Below are 15,838 nucleotides of genomic sequence, written 5' to 3'. Positions count from 1 at the left end.
CGCCGCCTAGCTGCCGGTCTGGGACTGCAGCTGCTGCGGATCAGGCGCGGACGGGGCGGTCAGCCGGCGCCAGGCATCGGCGGCGGCTTCCTGCTCGGCCTCTTTCTTGGAGTTGCCGGTGCCGGTGCCGTAGTCCGTGCCGCCAATCCGCAGCACGGCCTCGAACGTCCGGGCGTGGTCCGGCCCGGAGCCGTCGACCGCGTAGTTGATGGTCCCGAGCTGCCGGCTGGCGGCCAGCTCCTGGATGGAAGTCTTCCAGTCGGTGCCCGCGCCGAGGGCGGCCGCGTCCTTCAACAGCGGGCCGACCAGCCGCATGACCAGCTGCCGGGCCGTCTCGATGTCGTTGGAGAGGTAGGTGGCGCCGATCAGCGCCTCCATGGTGTCCGCCAGGATGGAGGCCTTGTTCTTGCCTTCGGTGAGCTTTTCGCCCTGTCCAAGGTAGATGTAGTCCCCCAGCCCGATGCTGCGGCCGATGCCGGCCAGCGCCCGGGTGCTGACGACGGCGGAACGGCGCTTGGCCAGGTCGCCTTCGGGCAGCGTGGGGTTGTCACGGTACAGCGCGTCAGTAACGGAGAACCCCAGGATGGAGTCGCCCAGGAACTCGAGCCGTTCGTTGGTGGGGATGCCGCCGTTTTCGTAGGCGTAGGAACGGTGTGTGAGCGCAAGACGAAGCGTCCCGGCGTCAATAGTGACACCGAGACGCTTCAGAAGCTCTTCAGTTGAAGACATCTTTTTCAGCCTGTTGGCGGATTAGACGTCTGCGACCTTGCGGCCCTTGTACTCAAGGAACAGCGCAGTGCCAGCCGAGTCGGTAACGACCTTTGCCTGGTGCGGCAGGCTGTACGTGACCTGGCCGTTCTCGACAGTCTTCACCAGGTGGGGGGCAGTTGCCTTCCACTGGGAGCGGCGGGCGCGGGTATTCGAGCGAGACATTTTCCGCTTCGGGACAGCCACGGCTAACTCATTTCTCTCTAGAAAAACACTTACAAATCAGTTTTGCCGGTCAGGCTTAGCCAAGTCAGCCAGGGCGGCCCAGCGAGGATCTACGACCTCGTGGTGATGCCCCGGCTCGTCTTCCAGGCGCACTCCACATTCGGAGCAAAGGCCCTGGCAGTCTTCCCGGCACACCGGCTGGAACGGCAGTATGGTGACAACTGCGTCCCGCAACACCGGCTCAAGATCGATCAGATCGTGCTCGACTCGACGTTGCTCTTCTTCGTCTTCTTCGTCGGAGAACACAGCATCCTCGTAGAAGAAAAGTTCTTGCACATCAACCTCTTGGTCATACGCAAGGGGATCCAGGCATCGGCCGCATTCGCCAGTAACTTCGACGTGCGCGGTTCCTGATACCAGAATTCCTTCGTGTACGGCCTCAAGCCGCAGGTCCAGCTCGACATCCGAGCCTTCCTGCACGCCAATGAGCGCCACACCAAGATCACTTGGCGCGGGTACATGTTCCGTCAGCGTCCGCATGCTTCCCGGACTGCGTCCGAGGTCCTTGACGTCGAACGCCAAGGGCGAACTAGCATCTCGTTTAATGAGAACTCCTGTTGAACATATGACCGACGTACTATCTTAGCCTGAACTTCCGGACGGACTCAAACCGGGGCACGCCGGCGGTTCACACCACAAGCCGCCTCGGATTCGGGCCACGCAACCGGCAGCAGGCCGCCGAGTACCGGTCAAGCTTACACTTTGCGCGCCCGGTTCGGGACCGGCTCGCCCGGGGCCAGCCGTTTCAACACGGACCGGGGAACAAAGTCCGAGACGTCCCCGCCCAGGGCGAAGACCTCTTTGATGAGGGTGGAGGACAGGTGCAGGTAGTGGCTTTCCGCCGGCAGGAACACCGTCTCGACGCCGGTCAGCTGCCGGTTCATCGTGGCCATCGGCAGCTCGTAGTCGAAGTCCGAGGACGAACGCAGGCCCTTGACGATCGCGGACACGCCGCGCTGCCGGCAGTACTCGGCCAGGAGCCCCTCCCCCACGGGTTCGACCACGATCCCGCGCAAGGACGCGAACGTTTCCTTGGCCATGTCGATCCGCTCCTCCAGGCTGAAGCGGTACTTCTTGGAAAAGTTCGTGGACACGGCCACGATCACCTCGTCGAAGAGGCCCGCGGCACGCGCAATGACTTCCAGGTGTCCATTGTGAATGGGGTCAAAAGAGCCAGGGCAAACAGCGCGTCTCATGCTCCGAACCTACCGTATCCGCGCCGCGGCCCGGGATAACATGGCTGAATGTCAGCATCGAACAATCGCGCGGCCCTGCCTTTCACTGCGCGGCCTTTCACTATGCCGCCTTTCACTGCGTCTCCCTTCACCGTGGACGGCGGCGTGGCCCTGGTCACCGGTGCCGCCATGGGCATGGGCCGGCTCTACGCCCTCCGCGCCGCCCGGGAAGGCGCCGCGGTGGTGATCCTCTGGGACGTCGACGCCGATGCCCTGGCCAGCACCGCCGCTGAAGTTGCCGCCCTGGGCGCCCGCGCCGTCCCCCGCACGGTGGATCTCGCGGATCGCGCCGCGATTGCCGACGCCGCCCGTGAGGCCCGGGCCGAGGGGCCGCTGGCGCTGCTGGTGAACAACGCCGGGATTGTCCGCGGCGCGTACTTCTGGGACCACGCCCCGGACCGTGACATCGCCCTGACCATGGACATCAACGCCCTTGCCCCCATGTACGTCACCCTTGAGTTCCTGCCGGACATGATGGCCGCCGCCGGCCGCCCGCGCCGGATCCTCAATGTTGCCTCTGCCGCCGGCACGGTCTCGAATCCGCGAATGAGCGTGTACGCGGCCTCGAAATGGGCCGTCATCGGCTGGAGCGACTCGCTCCGGCTCGAGCTTGAGCAACAGGGCTACGGCCACCTGAAAGTCACCACCTTCTGCCCCAGCTACATTTCCACCGGCATGTTCGAGGGAGCCCGCGGTCCCCTGCTGACCCCGCTGATGACGCCCGAGGACGCCGTGGACCGGGCATGGCGCGCTACGGCCGCCGGACGGCCGCAGCTGATCGCCCCCGCCATGGCCAAGCTGGGGAAAGTGCTCAAGGGCATCCTGCCGGTGCGGGCGTGGGACTTCGTGGGTGGAAAGGTCTTTGGGATCTACACCACCATGGACAGGTTCACCGGCAGGCCCGCCGCCGGCGGCCCCACCGCCGCCGCCAGCTCCGATACGGCAGGTTCCCGATGACCGGCCCCGCCCAGCTCCCGTGGCAGCGCGCCGCAACCGGCGCCAACCTGCTCTCCCCCGACGGTTCGCTGGGCGTCACGATCTTCGAGGAGATGACCACCCTGGCCCTGAGCACGGGCGCCATCAACCTCGGCCAGGGCTTCCCGGACGAGGACGGCCCTGTGGAGATCAAGGAGGCCGCCCAGGCCGCCATCGCCGCCGGAGCCAACCAGTATGCGCCCGGCAAGGGCATCCTGCCGCTGCGGGAGGCGATCGCGGTGCACCAGCAGCGGTTCTACGGGCTGGCCCCCGATCCCCAGACCGAAATCATCGTCACCACCGGCGCCACGGAGGCCATCGCCGCCTCCCTGCTCGCGCTGGTAGGTCCGGGAGATGAAGTGCTCACGTTCGAGCCGTTCTACGACTCCTACGGCGCCATCATCGGGCTCTCCGGCGCCACGCACGTCACCGCCCCGCTGCTGGCCCCGGATTTCATGCCGGACCTCGCCGCGCTCGAGGCCGCGTTCAGCAACCGCACCAAGGTGGTGCTGATCAACAATCCGCACAACCCGACCGGCGCGGTGTTCCCCCGCGAGGTGCTTGAGCGCGTCGTCGAACTGGCCGCTCAATACGACGCCGTCATCGTCACCGACGAAGTGTACGAGCACCTGACCTTCGGTGTACGGCACATCCCGATCGCGACGCTGCCCGGAGCGGCCGGGCGCACGCTCACCATTTCCTCGGCCGGCAAGACGTTCTCCTTCACCGGCTGGAAGATCGGTTGGCTCTCCGGGCCGGAGGAACTCGTGGCCGCCGCCCGGACGGTCAAGCAATTCCTGAGCTACAGTTCCGGCACGCCCTTCCAGGCCGCGATCGCGGTGGGCCTGGGACTTCCGGACGAGTTTTACGCCGGCATTGCCGACACCCTCCGCTACAAGCGCGACATCCTCAGCGAGGGACTGCGCGCAGCCGGCCTCGACGTCCTGACCCCGCAGGGGACCTACTTCGTGAACGTGGACACCTCACCACTGGGGATCACCGATTCGGTGGAGCTGGCCCGCAGGCTGCCGGCCCTCGTGGGTGTCGCCGCGATCCCGGTGCCTGTCTTCTGCCACGCCGACGGCGCCGAGCGCACCCGCAGCCTGCTCCGCTTCGCGTTCTGCAAGCAGCTGCACGTGCTGGAGGAGGCCGCCGAGCGGCTGGCGACCTTGCGCGACAGGCTGTGAACATGGCCGGGCAGCAACCCGGGGCCTCGCGGTTCCTGCGGACCACCGGACAGCACGCCGTGATCGAACCGGATCCCTTTACCGAGGGCGGCTTCGTGCTGAGCATCGGCGGCGCCGAGCAGTCCCACGTCAACCTGGCTGACCCCGCGGATATCTTCTACGAATACCTGCGCAGGATCGGGCACGTCGTGGACCTTGCCGCCCCGTGGGGCGAGCCGATCACGGCGCTGCACCTGGGCGCGGGGGCCCTGACGCTGGCCCGTTACATCCAGGCCACCCGCCCCGGCTCGGTCCAGTACGCCGTGGAGCTGGAGCGGGAACTGCTGGACTTCGTGCTCGCGCAGCTGCCCCTGCCGGAGGGAACCGAGCTGCACACGGTGATCGGCGATGCCCGCGACGCCCTCGCCGGGCTTCCGGCGGACCTGCGCTTCGACGTCGTGATCCTGGACATCTTCTCCGGGCCGGAGGCGCCCGAACACATCGCGTGCACCGGCTTCTACCAGGAGGCGGCGGCCCGGCTGACGCCGCGCGGTGTGTTGATAGTCAACGTGGGCGACGAACCCGGGCTGACCCTGGTCCGGAGCCAGATCGTGGCCATGCGCCGGGCCATGGCCGACGTCTCGGCCTTCGCGGAGGCCGGAATGTTCACCGGCCGGTACCCCGGAAACATCATCCTGACCGGGACGCAGGGGCCGTGGCCCGAGGTCTGGACGGCGGCGCTCACGGCGCGCGGTCCGCATCCGGCCCGGCTGCTCGCCGGCGTCGATCTGGACGCGCTGGCCGGCTAGTCCCCGGCCTCCAGGTTCGCTGCTTCCACAGCGTCCCCGGCCTCCAGGTCCGCGGCTTCCACACCGGGCTCGGCGAACCACAGCCGGGTTTCGCCGTACTTCTTCTCGGCAAACCGTTCCATGCCCTCGGGCCATGCCGGCTCGGGGCTCCGGGACGAGCGTTCCACCACCACGACAGCTCCCTCGCCCAGGTGCGGCACCAGCTTGGCCAGCACGGCAGCGAGGGCCGGCTCGTCCAGGGGGTAGGGCGGGTCCAGGAACACCAGGTCCCAGATGGCGGAGTCGGCGGTCCGGTCCAGGAAGGATTCGACCTTGGAGCGGTGCACGGAGACCACCTTGCGGCCCGTGACGGTATTGACGAGGTCGGCGTTCCGCTGGCAGACGGCGCTGGCCTTGGCGTCGAATTCGACCAGGTCCACGCAGTCCGCGCCGCGGCTGCCGCTTTCCACCCCCAGCGAGCCGGATCCCGCGTACAGATCCAGCACGCGGGCGCCGGCGATGACGTTGAAGGCATCCAGCCGGGAGAACAGGGCCTCCTTGACCCGGTCGGTGGTGGGCCGTGTCAGGTTTCCGGGCACGCTGTTCAGCGTGCTGCCGCCGGCCGCGCCGGCAATGATCCGGCTCATGCGCGACCCCCCGCGGACGTCTTTGCCTGGCTCATGGTCCTAGCCGCGTTCAAGGAACGCCTCCTTCTCGGGGTTCAGGTATTCGTCGATCGCGGCCGCAAGCCTGGGCTGGCCCGCCAGCGAGGGATCGGCGGCGACGATCCGCTGGGCGTCCTGCCGGGCCCGGGCGATCACGTCCTCGTGTTCGAGCACGCGCAGCAGCTTCAGGGTGGAGCGCCCGCCGGACTGCGAGGCGCCGAGGATGTCGCCCTCCCTACGGAGCTTGAGGTCCTCCTGGGACAGTTCGAAGCCGTCGGTGGTGGCAGCCACGGCATCCAGCCGGCGCCGGCTCGGATGGCCCGGCTCCAGGGTGGTGACCAGCAGGCAGGTCCCGGGCAGGCCGCCGCGGCCCACCCGGCCACGCAACTGGTGGAGCTGGGAGATACCAAAACGGTCCGCATCCAGGATCACCATGAGCGTGGCGTTGTGCACGTCCACGCCGACTTCGATCACGGTGGTGGAAACCAGGAGCTTGGTCTGGTTGGCCGTGAAGGAAGCCATAGTCTCGGACTTCAGCACCGGGTCCTGCCTGCCGTGCAGCGGCGCCACAGTGATCCCAGCCAGGGCCGGTTCGTCCTGGAGGTGTTCCACGACGCCGGTGACGGAGGCGAGTTCCCGCGCACCATTCTCGCCTTCGAGGTCCACGGCGGACGGTTCGGCCTCGCCCGGGGTGAAGTCGCCGTCGTCGTCCGCGCCGATCTTGGGGCAAACGACGTAGACCTGGTGGCCGGCGTCGATCTCCTCCCGCGAACGGGACCAGATGCGGGTGGCCCACCCCGGGTGTTCCGCGAGCCCCACCACGTGGGTGGAGATTGGGGCGCGGCCGGCGGGGAGCTCATCGAGCACGGAGGTTTCGAGGTCGCCGAACACAGTCATGGCCACGGTCCGGGGAATCGGGGTGGCGGTCATGACCAGCAGGTGCGGCGGTTTGCTGGCCTTGGCCCGGAGGGCGTCGCGCTGTTCCACCCCAAAGCGGTGCTGCTCGTCCACCACAATCAGGCCCAGGTCATAGAAGGACACGTTGTCGCTGAGCAGGGCGTGGGTGCCGATCACGATTCCGGCCGTCCCGGAGGCCGCGTCCAGCATGGCCTGCTTCCGCGCCGCGGTGGGCATGGAGCCGGTGAGCAGGGTTACCTGGACGGCGTCCGGGCCGAACCCGCCAAGCATCCCGTCCCGGGAGAGCGGTCCGAGCGTGCGCCGGATGGATTCATAGTGCTGGGCGGCGAGGACTTCGGTGGGGGCCAGCAGGGCAGCCTGTCCGCCGGCGTCCACGACCTGCAGCATGGCGCGCAACGCCACAATCGTCTTGCCGGAGCCCACCTCGCCCTGGAGCAGCCGGTTCATGGGCGAGTCCCGGGCGAGCTCGTCGGAGAGCGTCTTGCCGACGGCGGCCTGGCCGGCGGTCAGCGTGAACGGCAGCTGGCGGTCGAAGGCTGGCAGCAGCCCGTCGGGTGCCGGGCGGCGGGCCGTCGCTTCCTCGGCGGCGAGTTGGGCGCGGCGGCGGGCCAGGGCCGACTGCAGCACCAGGGCTTCCTGGTAGCGGAACCGGTCGCGGGCACGCTGGAAATCCGCGGGGGTTTGCGGGGCGTGGATCAGCCGGTAGGCATCCGCGACCGGCAGGAACTTCTCCCGCGCCGCGATCTCGGCCGGCAGCGGGTCGCCGAGGGTTTCCAGCTCCACGGTGTCCAGCAGCGTCGAGATGACCTTCTGGATGGACCAGCTGGTCAGTTTGGCCGTGGCTGGGTACACCGGGATCGGCATGGCGGCGAGCTTCTCCGGGTCGAGGCCCGGCGTTTCGGGGTCCTCGTCGAGCAGCAGGAAATCCGGGTTGGTCAGGCCGAGGGATCCGGCGTAGCGGGTCACCTTGCCGGAAAACATGGCGCGCCGGCCCGGCTGCAGCTCGGCCTTGGCCCGGAACCCGTTGAAGAAGCTGACCTTGAGCGTGCCCGGCAGTGCGCCGCCGGCCCGTGCGGAACCCGTTCCGGCGTCGTCGGAGATCACGACGTCGGTGAGGGAGCCGCGCCGGGCGCGCATGGACCGGGTGCTGTTGGAGACCACCCGGGCGATCAGGGTCACTTCCTCGTCCAGCGGGACCTCGCTGATGGGCGTCAGTTCGCCGCGGCTGAGGTAGCGGCGGGGGAAGTAGTTCAGGAGCCCGCCGACAGTGGTGATGCCGAGGTGTTTTTCGATGACGGCCGCGGAGCGCTTACCGATGCGGCGCTCCAGGCCCAGTTCAAGTTCAGCGTGCATGTCCGTCGGGGTTTCGGGTTTCGGCGGCGGGCGCGGGAGCGACGTTAGCGTCAACGGTCGGGGCAACTGTGGCGGCCGGTGCCTCCGGGTCGCGCGGCACTGCGAGCTCGCTCACGGAAATGTCCGTGGGCTCGCCCAGGGAACGGATCAGCGCGACGGCGGGGGCAGCATCCAGGACGTGGACGTGGACGCGCCAGCGGTAGCGCCCGGCGGCATCCGCGCCGCCGCCAACCTGGCTCATGATCACCGAGTCGCCCATTTCGTCGAGCCGCTGGCGCATCATGGCGGCGTCCAGCGGGGACAGCGAGATGGTGCACATGACTTCGACGCCATCGTCGCGCGGCATGCCGACGTGGATATGCGGATCCTGGACGTCGTAGCCGTGCAGCCCGTCCAGCAGTTCGCTCTGGAGCTCCTCGCCCAGCACGGCGGAGCGGAGGCAGTCCAGGATCAGAAGCATGCCCACGCCGCCGGCGTCCACCACGTGGGCGGCCTGCAGGGCATCGAGCTGCTCCTCCGTGCGCACCACGGCGGCCAGGGCCGCCTCGACGGCGGCGTCCAGGGCCAGCCCGAGGGTCTGGTTGCTGTCATCGCCGTCGTGTGCTGAGTCCACGGCGGCCGCGGCCCGGGCGGCAGCCTCCATGACGGAGAGCATGGTGCCGGGCACGGGATCACTCAGCGCTGACCAGGCCCGGATCTGGGCACGGTTCAGGGCCGCAGCCAGCAGGGGTGAGCTGATCCGCGTGTGGCCGGCCAGGGGTTCGGCGGCGGCGCAGAGGAAGACGGCGAACAGAGTTCCCGAGTTGCCGCGGGCCTGTTCCATGGCAACCTCGCCGGCCTGCGCCAGGACGGCGCCAACGTCATGAAGGGACGGATCCGGTGCCGCGTGCGTCGCCCCGTCCGGGTGTCCCGGCACGGCGGTGTCGGCTGCGTGGGCCGCGGCGCGGACGGTCAGGTAGAGGTTGGTGCCGGTGTCGCCGTCGGCCACTGGAAAGATGTTGATGGCGTTCAGGCGGTCGCTGTGGTTGCCGAGCGTGGTTTCCGCCTTGCCCAACCACCGCTTCATCGCTTGCGCGTTGGCGGCAATCTTAGTCTGCAAAGTGATCCCATCCCACAGCGTCAGCGGGCCTGCCCGCGATCGTAACTCCCGTGCTTTCGGTTGGTGCAGGGGCCTCTACCGAGCCTATCGCAGTGAACCCGGGAGGGAGCGGAACCCCTGCCGGGAAAGTGGCGAGCAGCCCGTGGTCTTCACCGCCGCCGAGGACCCAGGCCATCGGGTCGGCGCCCACCAGCTCCGACGCCGGCAGCAGCGGGGCGGCCAGCTCCTTCAGGGCGGCGGCTTCCAGATTCAGCACCGCGCGGCTGGCGGCCGCCATGCGGTTTCCGTCCCGGACCAGGCCGTCCGAAATGTCCATCATGGCCGATGCTCCCGCCTCACGCGCCAGCGGTCCGGCCGCGAGCGGCGGCTGCGGCCTGCACTGGATGTCCAGGAGGGAGCGCTGCCCGGCGGTCAGGTCGCCCACGGGGACGCCCGACTCCAGCAGCGCCAGCCCGGCGGCGGCCCGGCCCACAGTTCCCGCCAGGGCCACGGTGTCCCCCGGCCGGGCCCCGGAGCGCAGGACGGGCTCTTTGCCGTCAAGGGTCCCCACGATGGCAACGCTGACCGCCAGTTCGCGGCCGCGGCCGAGGTCGCCGCCGGCCACCGCGCAGGCCGGAGCCCCCAGCCCCCTGATGCCGGCCACGAGGCCGTCCGCGAAATCCTCCACCCAGGAGACAAGCGTCTCCGGTGGCATGGTCAGGCTCACCACAAGGGACGTGGCCCGGGCGCCCATGGCATTGATGTCGCTGAGGTTTTGCGCCGCGGCCTTCCAGCCGACGTCGTACCCGGTGGTCCGGTAGCCGTTGTTCCATTCGAGCCGGAAATCCTGGTCCGCCACCTGGGTGTCGATGCTCAGCACGGTCCGCCCGTCCGGTGCGGCGACAATCGCGGCGTCGTCCCCCGGACCGAGCAGCAAGTACGACGACGCCGCCAGGCCGCCATCGGGCTGCGGGATCGTCAGCCGCGGGAAAATGCGCCCCAGCAGTTGGGACTCCGAGAGCCCGGCAACGGTCAGTGCGGCGTCCGCAGGCAGGGATTCAGGCGCAGTTTCGGGCACAGGAGTTTCAGGCACAGGAGTTTCAGGCACGGGAGTTTCAGGCACAGCCCTACGCTACCGCGAGGGACTGACCGTGCCGGGCTGTGGCTCCAGGGAACCCTTCACAGCGTCAGTAGGTAAGGGACTGGCATCCCAGCGCGGACACCCCGGTCCGCAGGACGCCGGCCCCGGCGCTGGAGACACAGACGGTGTACTTGCCCCGGGCCTTGATGGGAATGGCCGCACGGTAGCCGTGGTTGCCCGTCACGCCCAGCGCACGATTTACGTCCGGCCGGGCCAGGTTGGCCGAGACACTGTAGCTCTTGGAGCTCGAATCCGGAGACTTGACGGTGACGCGGACCGGAACGCTCTGGCTCGTGAAGCCCGGATCCATGGCCCAGCCGGTCGCCACGATCGATCTACTGGTGCTGGTCCCGGACAGGCGGGCGGTATCGAGGTAGCCCCGCACCGGTGCGGCGGGCTGCGCAACCACATCCCGGCAGCCGAGCAGTGTGTTGCCAGCACTCAGCGGGCTCACGGAGATGCCGTAAGCGCACACGTGGTAGCGGCCGGACAGGGTGATCGGGATGCTGTTCTGGAATCCGTGGTTTCCGGTCAGCGAAAACGCGGCATTGACGTCCGGCCGGGTCCCGTTCGCGGTGAAGGGGTAGCCCTTCGTCTTGCCGTCCGGGCCCGTGACGTAGATGTGCACGGCGTTAGAAGCTGCCGGCGTGCCGGGTTCATAGGTCCAGCCGGACGCCGCGATAACCGCCGACGGCGTCTTGGTCTGCACCACGATGGCGTCCACATAGCCGACCGGCCGCGCAGCAGGGGCCGCCGTAGCGTTCGCGCAGCCCAGGAAGCCGTTGCCCTTGGTCAGCGTGGCGACGGCGATTCCGGTGGCGCAGACGCGGTACGTTCCGGCCTTCGTCACGCTCACGGATGTCTGGTACCCGTGCGAACCGGCGATCCCCATGGCGGCGTTGACGTCGCTCCGGGCAGCGTTGGCGGTGGTGGTCACTGTCTTGGTGGTGCCGTCCGGGGACGTGACACTCAGCTGGACAGGGATCGACGCCGACGGGACGCCGGCGTCGAAGGACCAGCCTGCGACGTCCAGGCGCGCCGAGGACCCGGCGTTGATGAAGGACACGGAATCCAGGTATCCGGTGGGCGGGTCACTGACAGCCACGGGGACGTTGCGGCAGCCCAGGGTGGTGTTACCGGCAGCAAACGGGGCGACGGGGATGGCGTAGGCGCAGACCCGATACGTGCCGGTCCCTGTCGCCGGGACGGTGATTGCAAACCCGTGCGTGCCGCTGACCCCCAAGGCTTTATTGACGTCCGGGCGCTGCAGGTTGGCGGTGAAGGCCTGGCCAGTGGTGGTCCCTGCAGGGGTGGTCACGTAGACGTGGACCGGGATCGACGCGCCTGGTTTACCGCGGTCCACTGCCCAGCCCCGCATCTTGATGGACGGTTTGCCAGACACCATGGCGGTGCTGACCGCGTCGAGGGATCCCTCGGGTGCGGGAGTGCTCGCCAGGGTGACGTTCCGGCAGCCCAATGCAGCGTTGTTAAAAATGCCGATCGCATAAGCGCAGGCTTGATACTGTCCGGCCGCTTTGACGGCGATCGACGCCTGGAAGCCGTGGTTTCCGCTGATGCCCAGCGCCGCGTTGACGTCGGCGCGCGGTTTGTCCGCGGTGAAGGCATGGCCCGTCGTCGTGCCGTCAGGTGCTGTGACATATATGTGCGTCTGCGTTGAGGTGGAGGCCGCCGCCGGATCCACCGACCATCCGCGGACGTTGATGGTAGCGCCGGACGAGGTGACCGCGAGGGCTGCGCTGTCGAAGGAGCCCTTCGCGGGCGCACCCGGCGGACGGATTGTCACGGTGGCCGTGGTGTTGCTGACGGCGCCAATGGAGACCTTGGTGCCGGCGTGCGTGGTGAAGGTCTGGCCGGCCTGCCAGGCCTGGGTGTTGCTGTAGTAGCCGTTGAAGGCGGTTGCCCGGGTATTGGGCGGAAGCAGGATCGAGGAGTTGCCTCCGCCCTGCTGGGTGATCTTCACCCCGCGGTTTCCGTTCTGCGCAATCACGGAGTCGTAACCGACCGGAGTGCGGAGTTCCAGGAAATACACCTCGCCGGATTTCGGGTCCGTGAACTTCGCTGCGCGGTTGGCACCTGTTCCGGCCCACGGCTTGAGGTTCACCGTGCGGGGGGCGGACACCGTGCCCAGGTTGGCGATCTCGTTACCGTTGCCAAACCGGCCCATTTCCCAGAAGCTGGCGCTGATTTCCGGCATGATGTCGAAATGCGAGATACCCATCAGGTCCAGGTTGTCGCCGTAGGTCTTGATGCTGCAGGTGGCATCCGCAAACCCTGCGAACGGCCCGGAGGCCACGTCCATGGCGCCGCTGCCGCACAGCAGGCTGTTGGCATGGTCCATGCCAAGGGCGTGCCCGAACTCATGTGCCAGGACAGGCGTGGAGAGCCGGCTGTTCTGCGGCATCAGGATGCGGCCGCCAATGTTGCCGTTGCTGTAGGTCATACCCGCGGCGCCGTTGGTGAGGTAGGCGCCGGGGATGAACATGACCAGTGCCGTGTAGGAACTCTGCGTCCAGCCCAGCTCCTGGGAGACGATGTCCACGATCTGCGCCGGCGACTGCTTGGAGGTCGCGGCGGACTTGTGCAGCTGGCGTGAGGAACTCAGCGCAATGTCCACCCGGCCCGCTGTGGCGAAGGCCCAGTAGCGGTTGGCGGCGCTGAGCGAGGCCTTCGCCGCGGCCATGGGGACGGCCGTGTCCGTCTCGGCTGCAGACTTGTCGGCCAACTGCACCGTCACCAATGTGGTTTTCAACGTGCCGGCGAGCGGCGCGCTGACGTAGGTGTACTCGGACTTGGCCCTGCCTGCGGGTGGCTCCGGGCGCACAAAGTCATCCACCGGCCCCTGGGGGCTCGGGTCCGACACCGCCGGCACGGCACCTGTCGAAACGGCAGTCGACGGCGCCAGTGCGCCGGCGGACACCTGTCCAGCGGCCGGCACCTCGACAGCAGCCACGGCGGCCTGCGGCAAGGTTGCTGCCAGCATCACGGCGGCAATCACGGTTGCCGCTATGTTTAGTTTTCGCAAGATGGCTCGCTTAAGGGTGAGACCGAAGGTGGATACCTGTGGTGGGAGCGACGTAAGTTGCCTATAGCATAAACGGCAATCCACATCTGTCACCCCAGTAACTTTGATCTCCAGAATCACAACTGCATCACGCATTCCTTTGTGCAAGTTTTGGCGCAGCACCGGCGCACCATTTCGCCACCTGAAAACCGCGTGCCAAACTCTTAGCCGTGCTTGCTTCCGTCGCCGCGGTGAATACCGCCACCCGCAGGGTGCTCGCGGTCGCCGTCGGGGGCCTCCTGCTGTGGCTGGTCATCGCCCTGCAACTGTTCGTTAACGTGGACCCCCTCAGCGTGCACCGGACGGACGCCGTCATCATGCTCGGCGGCGCGGCTTCCGAACGCCTGCCGGTGGCGCGCCAGTTCCAGACCGATTTCCACGTTCCGGTCCTTGTGATCTCGCACACGGACACCTTTGGCAACCGGGCGGCGGATGAGGCGTGTAATTCGGCCGCCTTCCCCAACGCGGCCGTCATCTGCTTCCGCCCCCCGGATCTGGACACCCGCGGCGAAGCACTGGCAATCTCCAGCCTGGTCAAGGCCAACGGCTGGAAGTCCATCACCGTAGTGACGTCCAGTTATCACCTCACCCGCGCGGGGCGCCTGATTGGCCAGTGCACGACGGCGGACGTACAGATGGTTGCCTCACATCCGGACCTGGATTTGGGCCAATGGTTGCGGCGGTTTGTGATCGAAACCGGAGGACTGATCGATGCTTCCTTGCGGCCTGAATGCGCCAATCAGTGAGCGGAAATGTAACAATTGAACCTCATCCGGCTGAACTGGTCAGCCGGTCCGGGCATCTGACCCAGGCGAGGAGGACATGCTGGAACACTCTCCTGACGGCCCTCCCCCGCTGGTTGCCGCGCCCCGGCACCTGCGCAGGCGCCGCATGCACGCGGAGATCGCGGACACCCTCCTGGTGCCCGGGGCGGAGCCGCTTCCGATTAGGGCACCACGTGCCGAGGCTTCGGCCGAGCAGGATGCCGGAACTGTGGATGCCGGAACACAGGACGCCCCGGAGCGGGATTCTGCAGGGCCAGCCGCTGAAGCTGCGGCCCAGGCCGCGGCTATCCGGGAAAAAGAAGCCGAGCAACTCATCCGTGCCGCATCACATAGGCGCAAACGGCGTGTGGCTTCCTTGGCCGTGCTCTTTGTTGTCATCGCGGTGCCGGCCATCGCGTTTGCCCTTTTCTTCGGCTAATTCAGGGCCAAAGACCTTACCAACCGCTCGCACACCCTTGGGGAATAACCATGCACAGCATCATGCCGATCTTCGGAACCAGGCCGGAAGCCATCAAGATGGCGCCGATCGTCAGCGCGCTGCAGGAGTCTCCGCTCTTCCGCTGCATCGTGACGGTCACTGGGCAGCACCGCGAGATGCTGGACCAGGTCAACGAACTGTTCGGCATCGTTCCGGACCATGACCTCAACATCCTGCAGCAGGGGCAGTCCCTGTCGGCCATCATGACGCGGACCATCGACGGGCTGGAAAAGCTCTTCGCCGACTCCCGTCCGGACGCCGTCGTCGTCCAGGGCGACACCACCACTTCCACGGCCGCCGCCATCGCCGCGTTCTATCACGGCATCCCGGTGGTGCATGTCGAAGCCGGGCTGCGCAGCGGTGACCTGCTCTCGCCGTTTCCCGAAGAAGCCAACCGTAAGATCACAAGCCAGATCACCCGCCTGCACCTGGCCCCGACCTCCACCAGCCGGGAAAACCTGCTGCGGGAAGGCATCAGCCCGCAGGACATCGTGGTGACCGGGAACACCGTAATTGATGCCCTCCTCGCCACCGTGGACAAGCGACTTCCCTTCACGGACCCCCGGCTGGAAGCGCTGGCCGCCAGTGGCCGCCGGGTCCTGCTGGTCACCACGCACCGGCGCGAAAACCAGGGCGAATCCATGCGCAGCGTGGGACGGGCGCTCGCGCGGATCGCCGACGCCGAGCCGGACCTCGTGATCGTGCTGCCCGCCCACAAGAATCCCGTGGTGCGTGAGGCAGTGCTTCCCGCGCTGGAGGGCAAGCCGAACGTGCTGGTGACGGAGCCGCTGGCCTACGGCGAATTCACCCGGATGCTTTCGCAGGCGCACATCGTCCTGACGGACTCCGGCGGAGTGCAGGAGGAGGCCCCCAGCCTCGGCAAGCCGGTCCTGGTGATGCGGGAGAACACGGAACGGCCCGAGGCCCTTGAAGCCGGCACCGTGAAGCTGATCGGAACCGACGAAGAGCGGATTGTTGCCGAGGTGACCCGCCTCCTGCACGATTCCTCGCACTTCGCGTCCATGGCAAACGCAGTGAATCCCTACGGCGACGGCAAGGCCGCCCCCCGGACAGTGGCAGCCATCGAAGAGCTGCTCGGCGTCGGCTACCGGACGGCGGAGTTCAGCGGGGCGTAGGCGGTGGCCAAATCGTGAAACAATGAAGCTCCCGGGGGAGGGAGT

15 protein-coding genes are annotated in these 15,838 nt (G+C 67.7%); 6 read left to right on the top strand and 9 right to left on the bottom strand.

What is annotated here, in order from left to right; genetic code table 11:
• Positions 1-6 precede the first annotated feature (6 nt).
• The 4 genes from rnc to coaD all read right to left on the bottom strand — a co-directional run bounded on the left by rnc (position 7) and on the right by coaD (position 2,189).
• On the bottom strand, positions 7-729 hold the full coding sequence (rnc, locus tag AC1DXI_RS07010) for a ribonuclease III (protein ID WP_018773470.1): 723 nt from the start codon (positions 727-729) through the stop codon (positions 7-9).
• 21 nt (positions 730-750) lie between these two features.
• On the bottom strand, positions 751-954 hold the full coding sequence (gene rpmF, locus AC1DXI_RS07005) for a 50S ribosomal protein L32 (RefSeq protein WP_009356569.1): 204 nt from the start codon (positions 952-954) through the stop codon (positions 751-753).
• 36 nt (positions 955-990) lie between these two features.
• Positions 991-1,515, bottom strand: coding sequence for a YceD family protein (locus AC1DXI_RS07000; protein WP_079553424.1), 525 nt, complete (start codon positions 1,513-1,515; stop codon positions 991-993).
• Positions 1,516-1,688: 173 nt separating this feature from the next.
• Positions 1,689-2,189: a pantetheine-phosphate adenylyltransferase gene (coaD, locus tag AC1DXI_RS06995; RefSeq protein ID WP_476938014.1), complete on the bottom strand. Its 501-nt coding sequence runs from the start codon at positions 2,187-2,189 to the stop codon at positions 1,689-1,691.
• A 102-nt stretch (positions 2,190-2,291) separates the two neighbouring features.
• Here coaD and AC1DXI_RS06990 point away from each other — a divergent pair, with 102 nt between their 5' ends.
• Genes AC1DXI_RS06990 through AC1DXI_RS06980 form a run of 3 tightly spaced genes read left to right on the top strand, consistent with a single transcriptional unit; the run spans position 2,292 to position 5,178 of the window.
• Positions 2,292-3,185, top strand: a complete 894-nt coding sequence (locus AC1DXI_RS06990) for an SDR family NAD(P)-dependent oxidoreductase (RefSeq protein ID WP_476938013.1) — start codon at positions 2,292-2,294, stop codon at positions 3,183-3,185.
• Complete coding sequence (locus AC1DXI_RS06985) at positions 3,182-4,390, top strand: aminotransferase class I/II-fold pyridoxal phosphate-dependent enzyme (RefSeq protein WP_476938012.1); 1,209 nt, start codon at positions 3,182-3,184, stop codon at positions 4,388-4,390. The genes AC1DXI_RS06990 and AC1DXI_RS06985 overlap by 4 nt, the downstream gene beginning before the upstream one ends.
• A 2-nt stretch (positions 4,391-4,392) precedes the next feature.
• Positions 4,393-5,178 carry a spermidine synthase gene (locus AC1DXI_RS06980; protein ID WP_476938011.1) on the top strand — a complete coding sequence of 262 codons (786 nt, stop codon included), beginning with the start codon at positions 4,393-4,395 and terminating at the stop codon, positions 5,176-5,178.
• On the opposite strand, the gene rsmD is transcribed toward AC1DXI_RS06980, so the two are convergent.
• The 5 genes from rsmD to AC1DXI_RS06955 form a co-directional block, all read right to left on the bottom strand.
• The gene (rsmD, locus tag AC1DXI_RS06975) at positions 5,175-5,804 is read right to left on the bottom strand and encodes a 16S rRNA (guanine(966)-N(2))-methyltransferase RsmD (protein ID WP_476938010.1); all 630 of its coding nucleotides are present in this window, start codon (positions 5,802-5,804) and stop codon (positions 5,175-5,177) included. The genes AC1DXI_RS06980 and rsmD overlap by 4 nt on opposite strands.
• A gap of 39 nt (positions 5,805-5,843) precedes the next feature.
• Positions 5,844-8,093: an ATP-dependent DNA helicase RecG gene (locus AC1DXI_RS06970; protein ID WP_476938009.1), complete on the bottom strand. Its 2,250-nt coding sequence runs from the start codon at positions 8,091-8,093 to the stop codon at positions 5,844-5,846.
• A complete protein-coding gene (locus AC1DXI_RS06965; protein ID WP_476938117.1) occupies positions 8,083-9,159 on the bottom strand; it encodes a DAK2 domain-containing protein in 1,077 nt (358 codons plus the stop codon). The genes AC1DXI_RS06970 and AC1DXI_RS06965 overlap by 11 nt, the downstream gene beginning before the upstream one ends.
• 22 nt (positions 9,160-9,181) lie before the next feature.
• On the bottom strand, positions 9,182-10,249 hold the full coding sequence (thiL, locus tag AC1DXI_RS06960; protein WP_476938008.1) for a thiamine-phosphate kinase: 1,068 nt from the start codon (positions 10,247-10,249) through the stop codon (positions 9,182-9,184).
• Positions 10,250-10,358: 109 nt separating this feature from the next.
• Positions 10,359-13,355, bottom strand: a complete 2,997-nt coding sequence (locus AC1DXI_RS06955) for a hypothetical protein (RefSeq protein ID WP_476938007.1) — start codon at positions 13,353-13,355, stop codon at positions 10,359-10,361.
• Between the two features lie 209 nt (positions 13,356-13,564).
• On the opposite strand from AC1DXI_RS06955, the gene AC1DXI_RS06950 reads away from it, so the two are divergent.
• From AC1DXI_RS06950 to wecB, 3 genes are all read left to right on the top strand, one after another.
• Entirely contained in the window at positions 13,565-14,140 is a 576-nt protein-coding gene (locus AC1DXI_RS06950; protein ID WP_476938006.1) for a YdcF family protein, read from the top strand.
• 76 nt (positions 14,141-14,216) lie between these two features.
• Positions 14,217-14,597 (top strand): hypothetical protein, encoded by a 381-nt coding sequence (locus AC1DXI_RS06945; RefSeq protein ID WP_476938005.1) that lies wholly within the window; start codon positions 14,217-14,219, stop codon positions 14,595-14,597.
• Positions 14,598-14,647: 50 nt separating this feature from the next.
• On the top strand, positions 14,648-15,793 hold the full coding sequence (wecB, locus tag AC1DXI_RS06940) for a non-hydrolyzing UDP-N-acetylglucosamine 2-epimerase (RefSeq protein WP_476938004.1): 1,146 nt from the start codon (positions 14,648-14,650) through the stop codon (positions 15,791-15,793).
• Positions 15,794-15,838: the final 45 nt, after the last annotated feature.

It is taken from the genome of Arthrobacter sp. P1_H7, from assembly GCF_056405215.1.
Note: the sequence above shows the minus strand (reverse complement) of the source record. Positions and strands in the feature narration are given on the sequence as shown.

Excerpts from the sequence above, each read along its gene's own strand:
- coaD (WP_476938014.1), bottom strand. The coding sequence starts at position 2,189 with ATGAGACGCGCTGTTTGCCCTGGCTCTTTTGACCCCATTCACAATGGA.
- rnc (WP_018773470.1), bottom strand. The coding sequence starts at position 729 with ATGTCTTCAACTGAAGAGCTTCTGAAGCGTCTCGGTGTCACTATTGAC.
- AC1DXI_RS06945 (WP_476938005.1), top strand. The coding sequence starts at position 14,217 with ATGCTGGAACACTCTCCTGACGGCCCTCCCCCGCTGGTTGCCGCGCCC.
- wecB (WP_476938004.1), top strand. The coding sequence starts at position 14,648 with ATGCACAGCATCATGCCGATCTTCGGAACCAGGCCGGAAGCCATCAAG.
- AC1DXI_RS06990 (WP_476938013.1), top strand. The coding sequence starts at position 2,292 with ATGCCGCCTTTCACTGCGTCTCCCTTCACCGTGGACGGCGGCGTGGCC.
- AC1DXI_RS06965 (WP_476938117.1), bottom strand. The coding sequence starts at position 9,159 with ATGAAGCGGTGGTTGGGCAAGGCGGAAACCACGCTCGGCAACCACAGC.
- rsmD (WP_476938010.1), bottom strand. The coding sequence starts at position 5,804 with ATGAGCCGGATCATTGCCGGCGCGGCCGGCGGCAGCACGCTGAACAGC.
- AC1DXI_RS06980 (WP_476938011.1), top strand. The coding sequence starts at position 4,393 with ATGGCCGGGCAGCAACCCGGGGCCTCGCGGTTCCTGCGGACCACCGGA.
- AC1DXI_RS06985 (WP_476938012.1), top strand. The coding sequence starts at position 3,182 with ATGACCGGCCCCGCCCAGCTCCCGTGGCAGCGCGCCGCAACCGGCGCC.
- AC1DXI_RS06970 (WP_476938009.1), bottom strand. The coding sequence starts at position 8,093 with ATGCACGCTGAACTTGAACTGGGCCTGGAGCGCCGCATCGGTAAGCGC.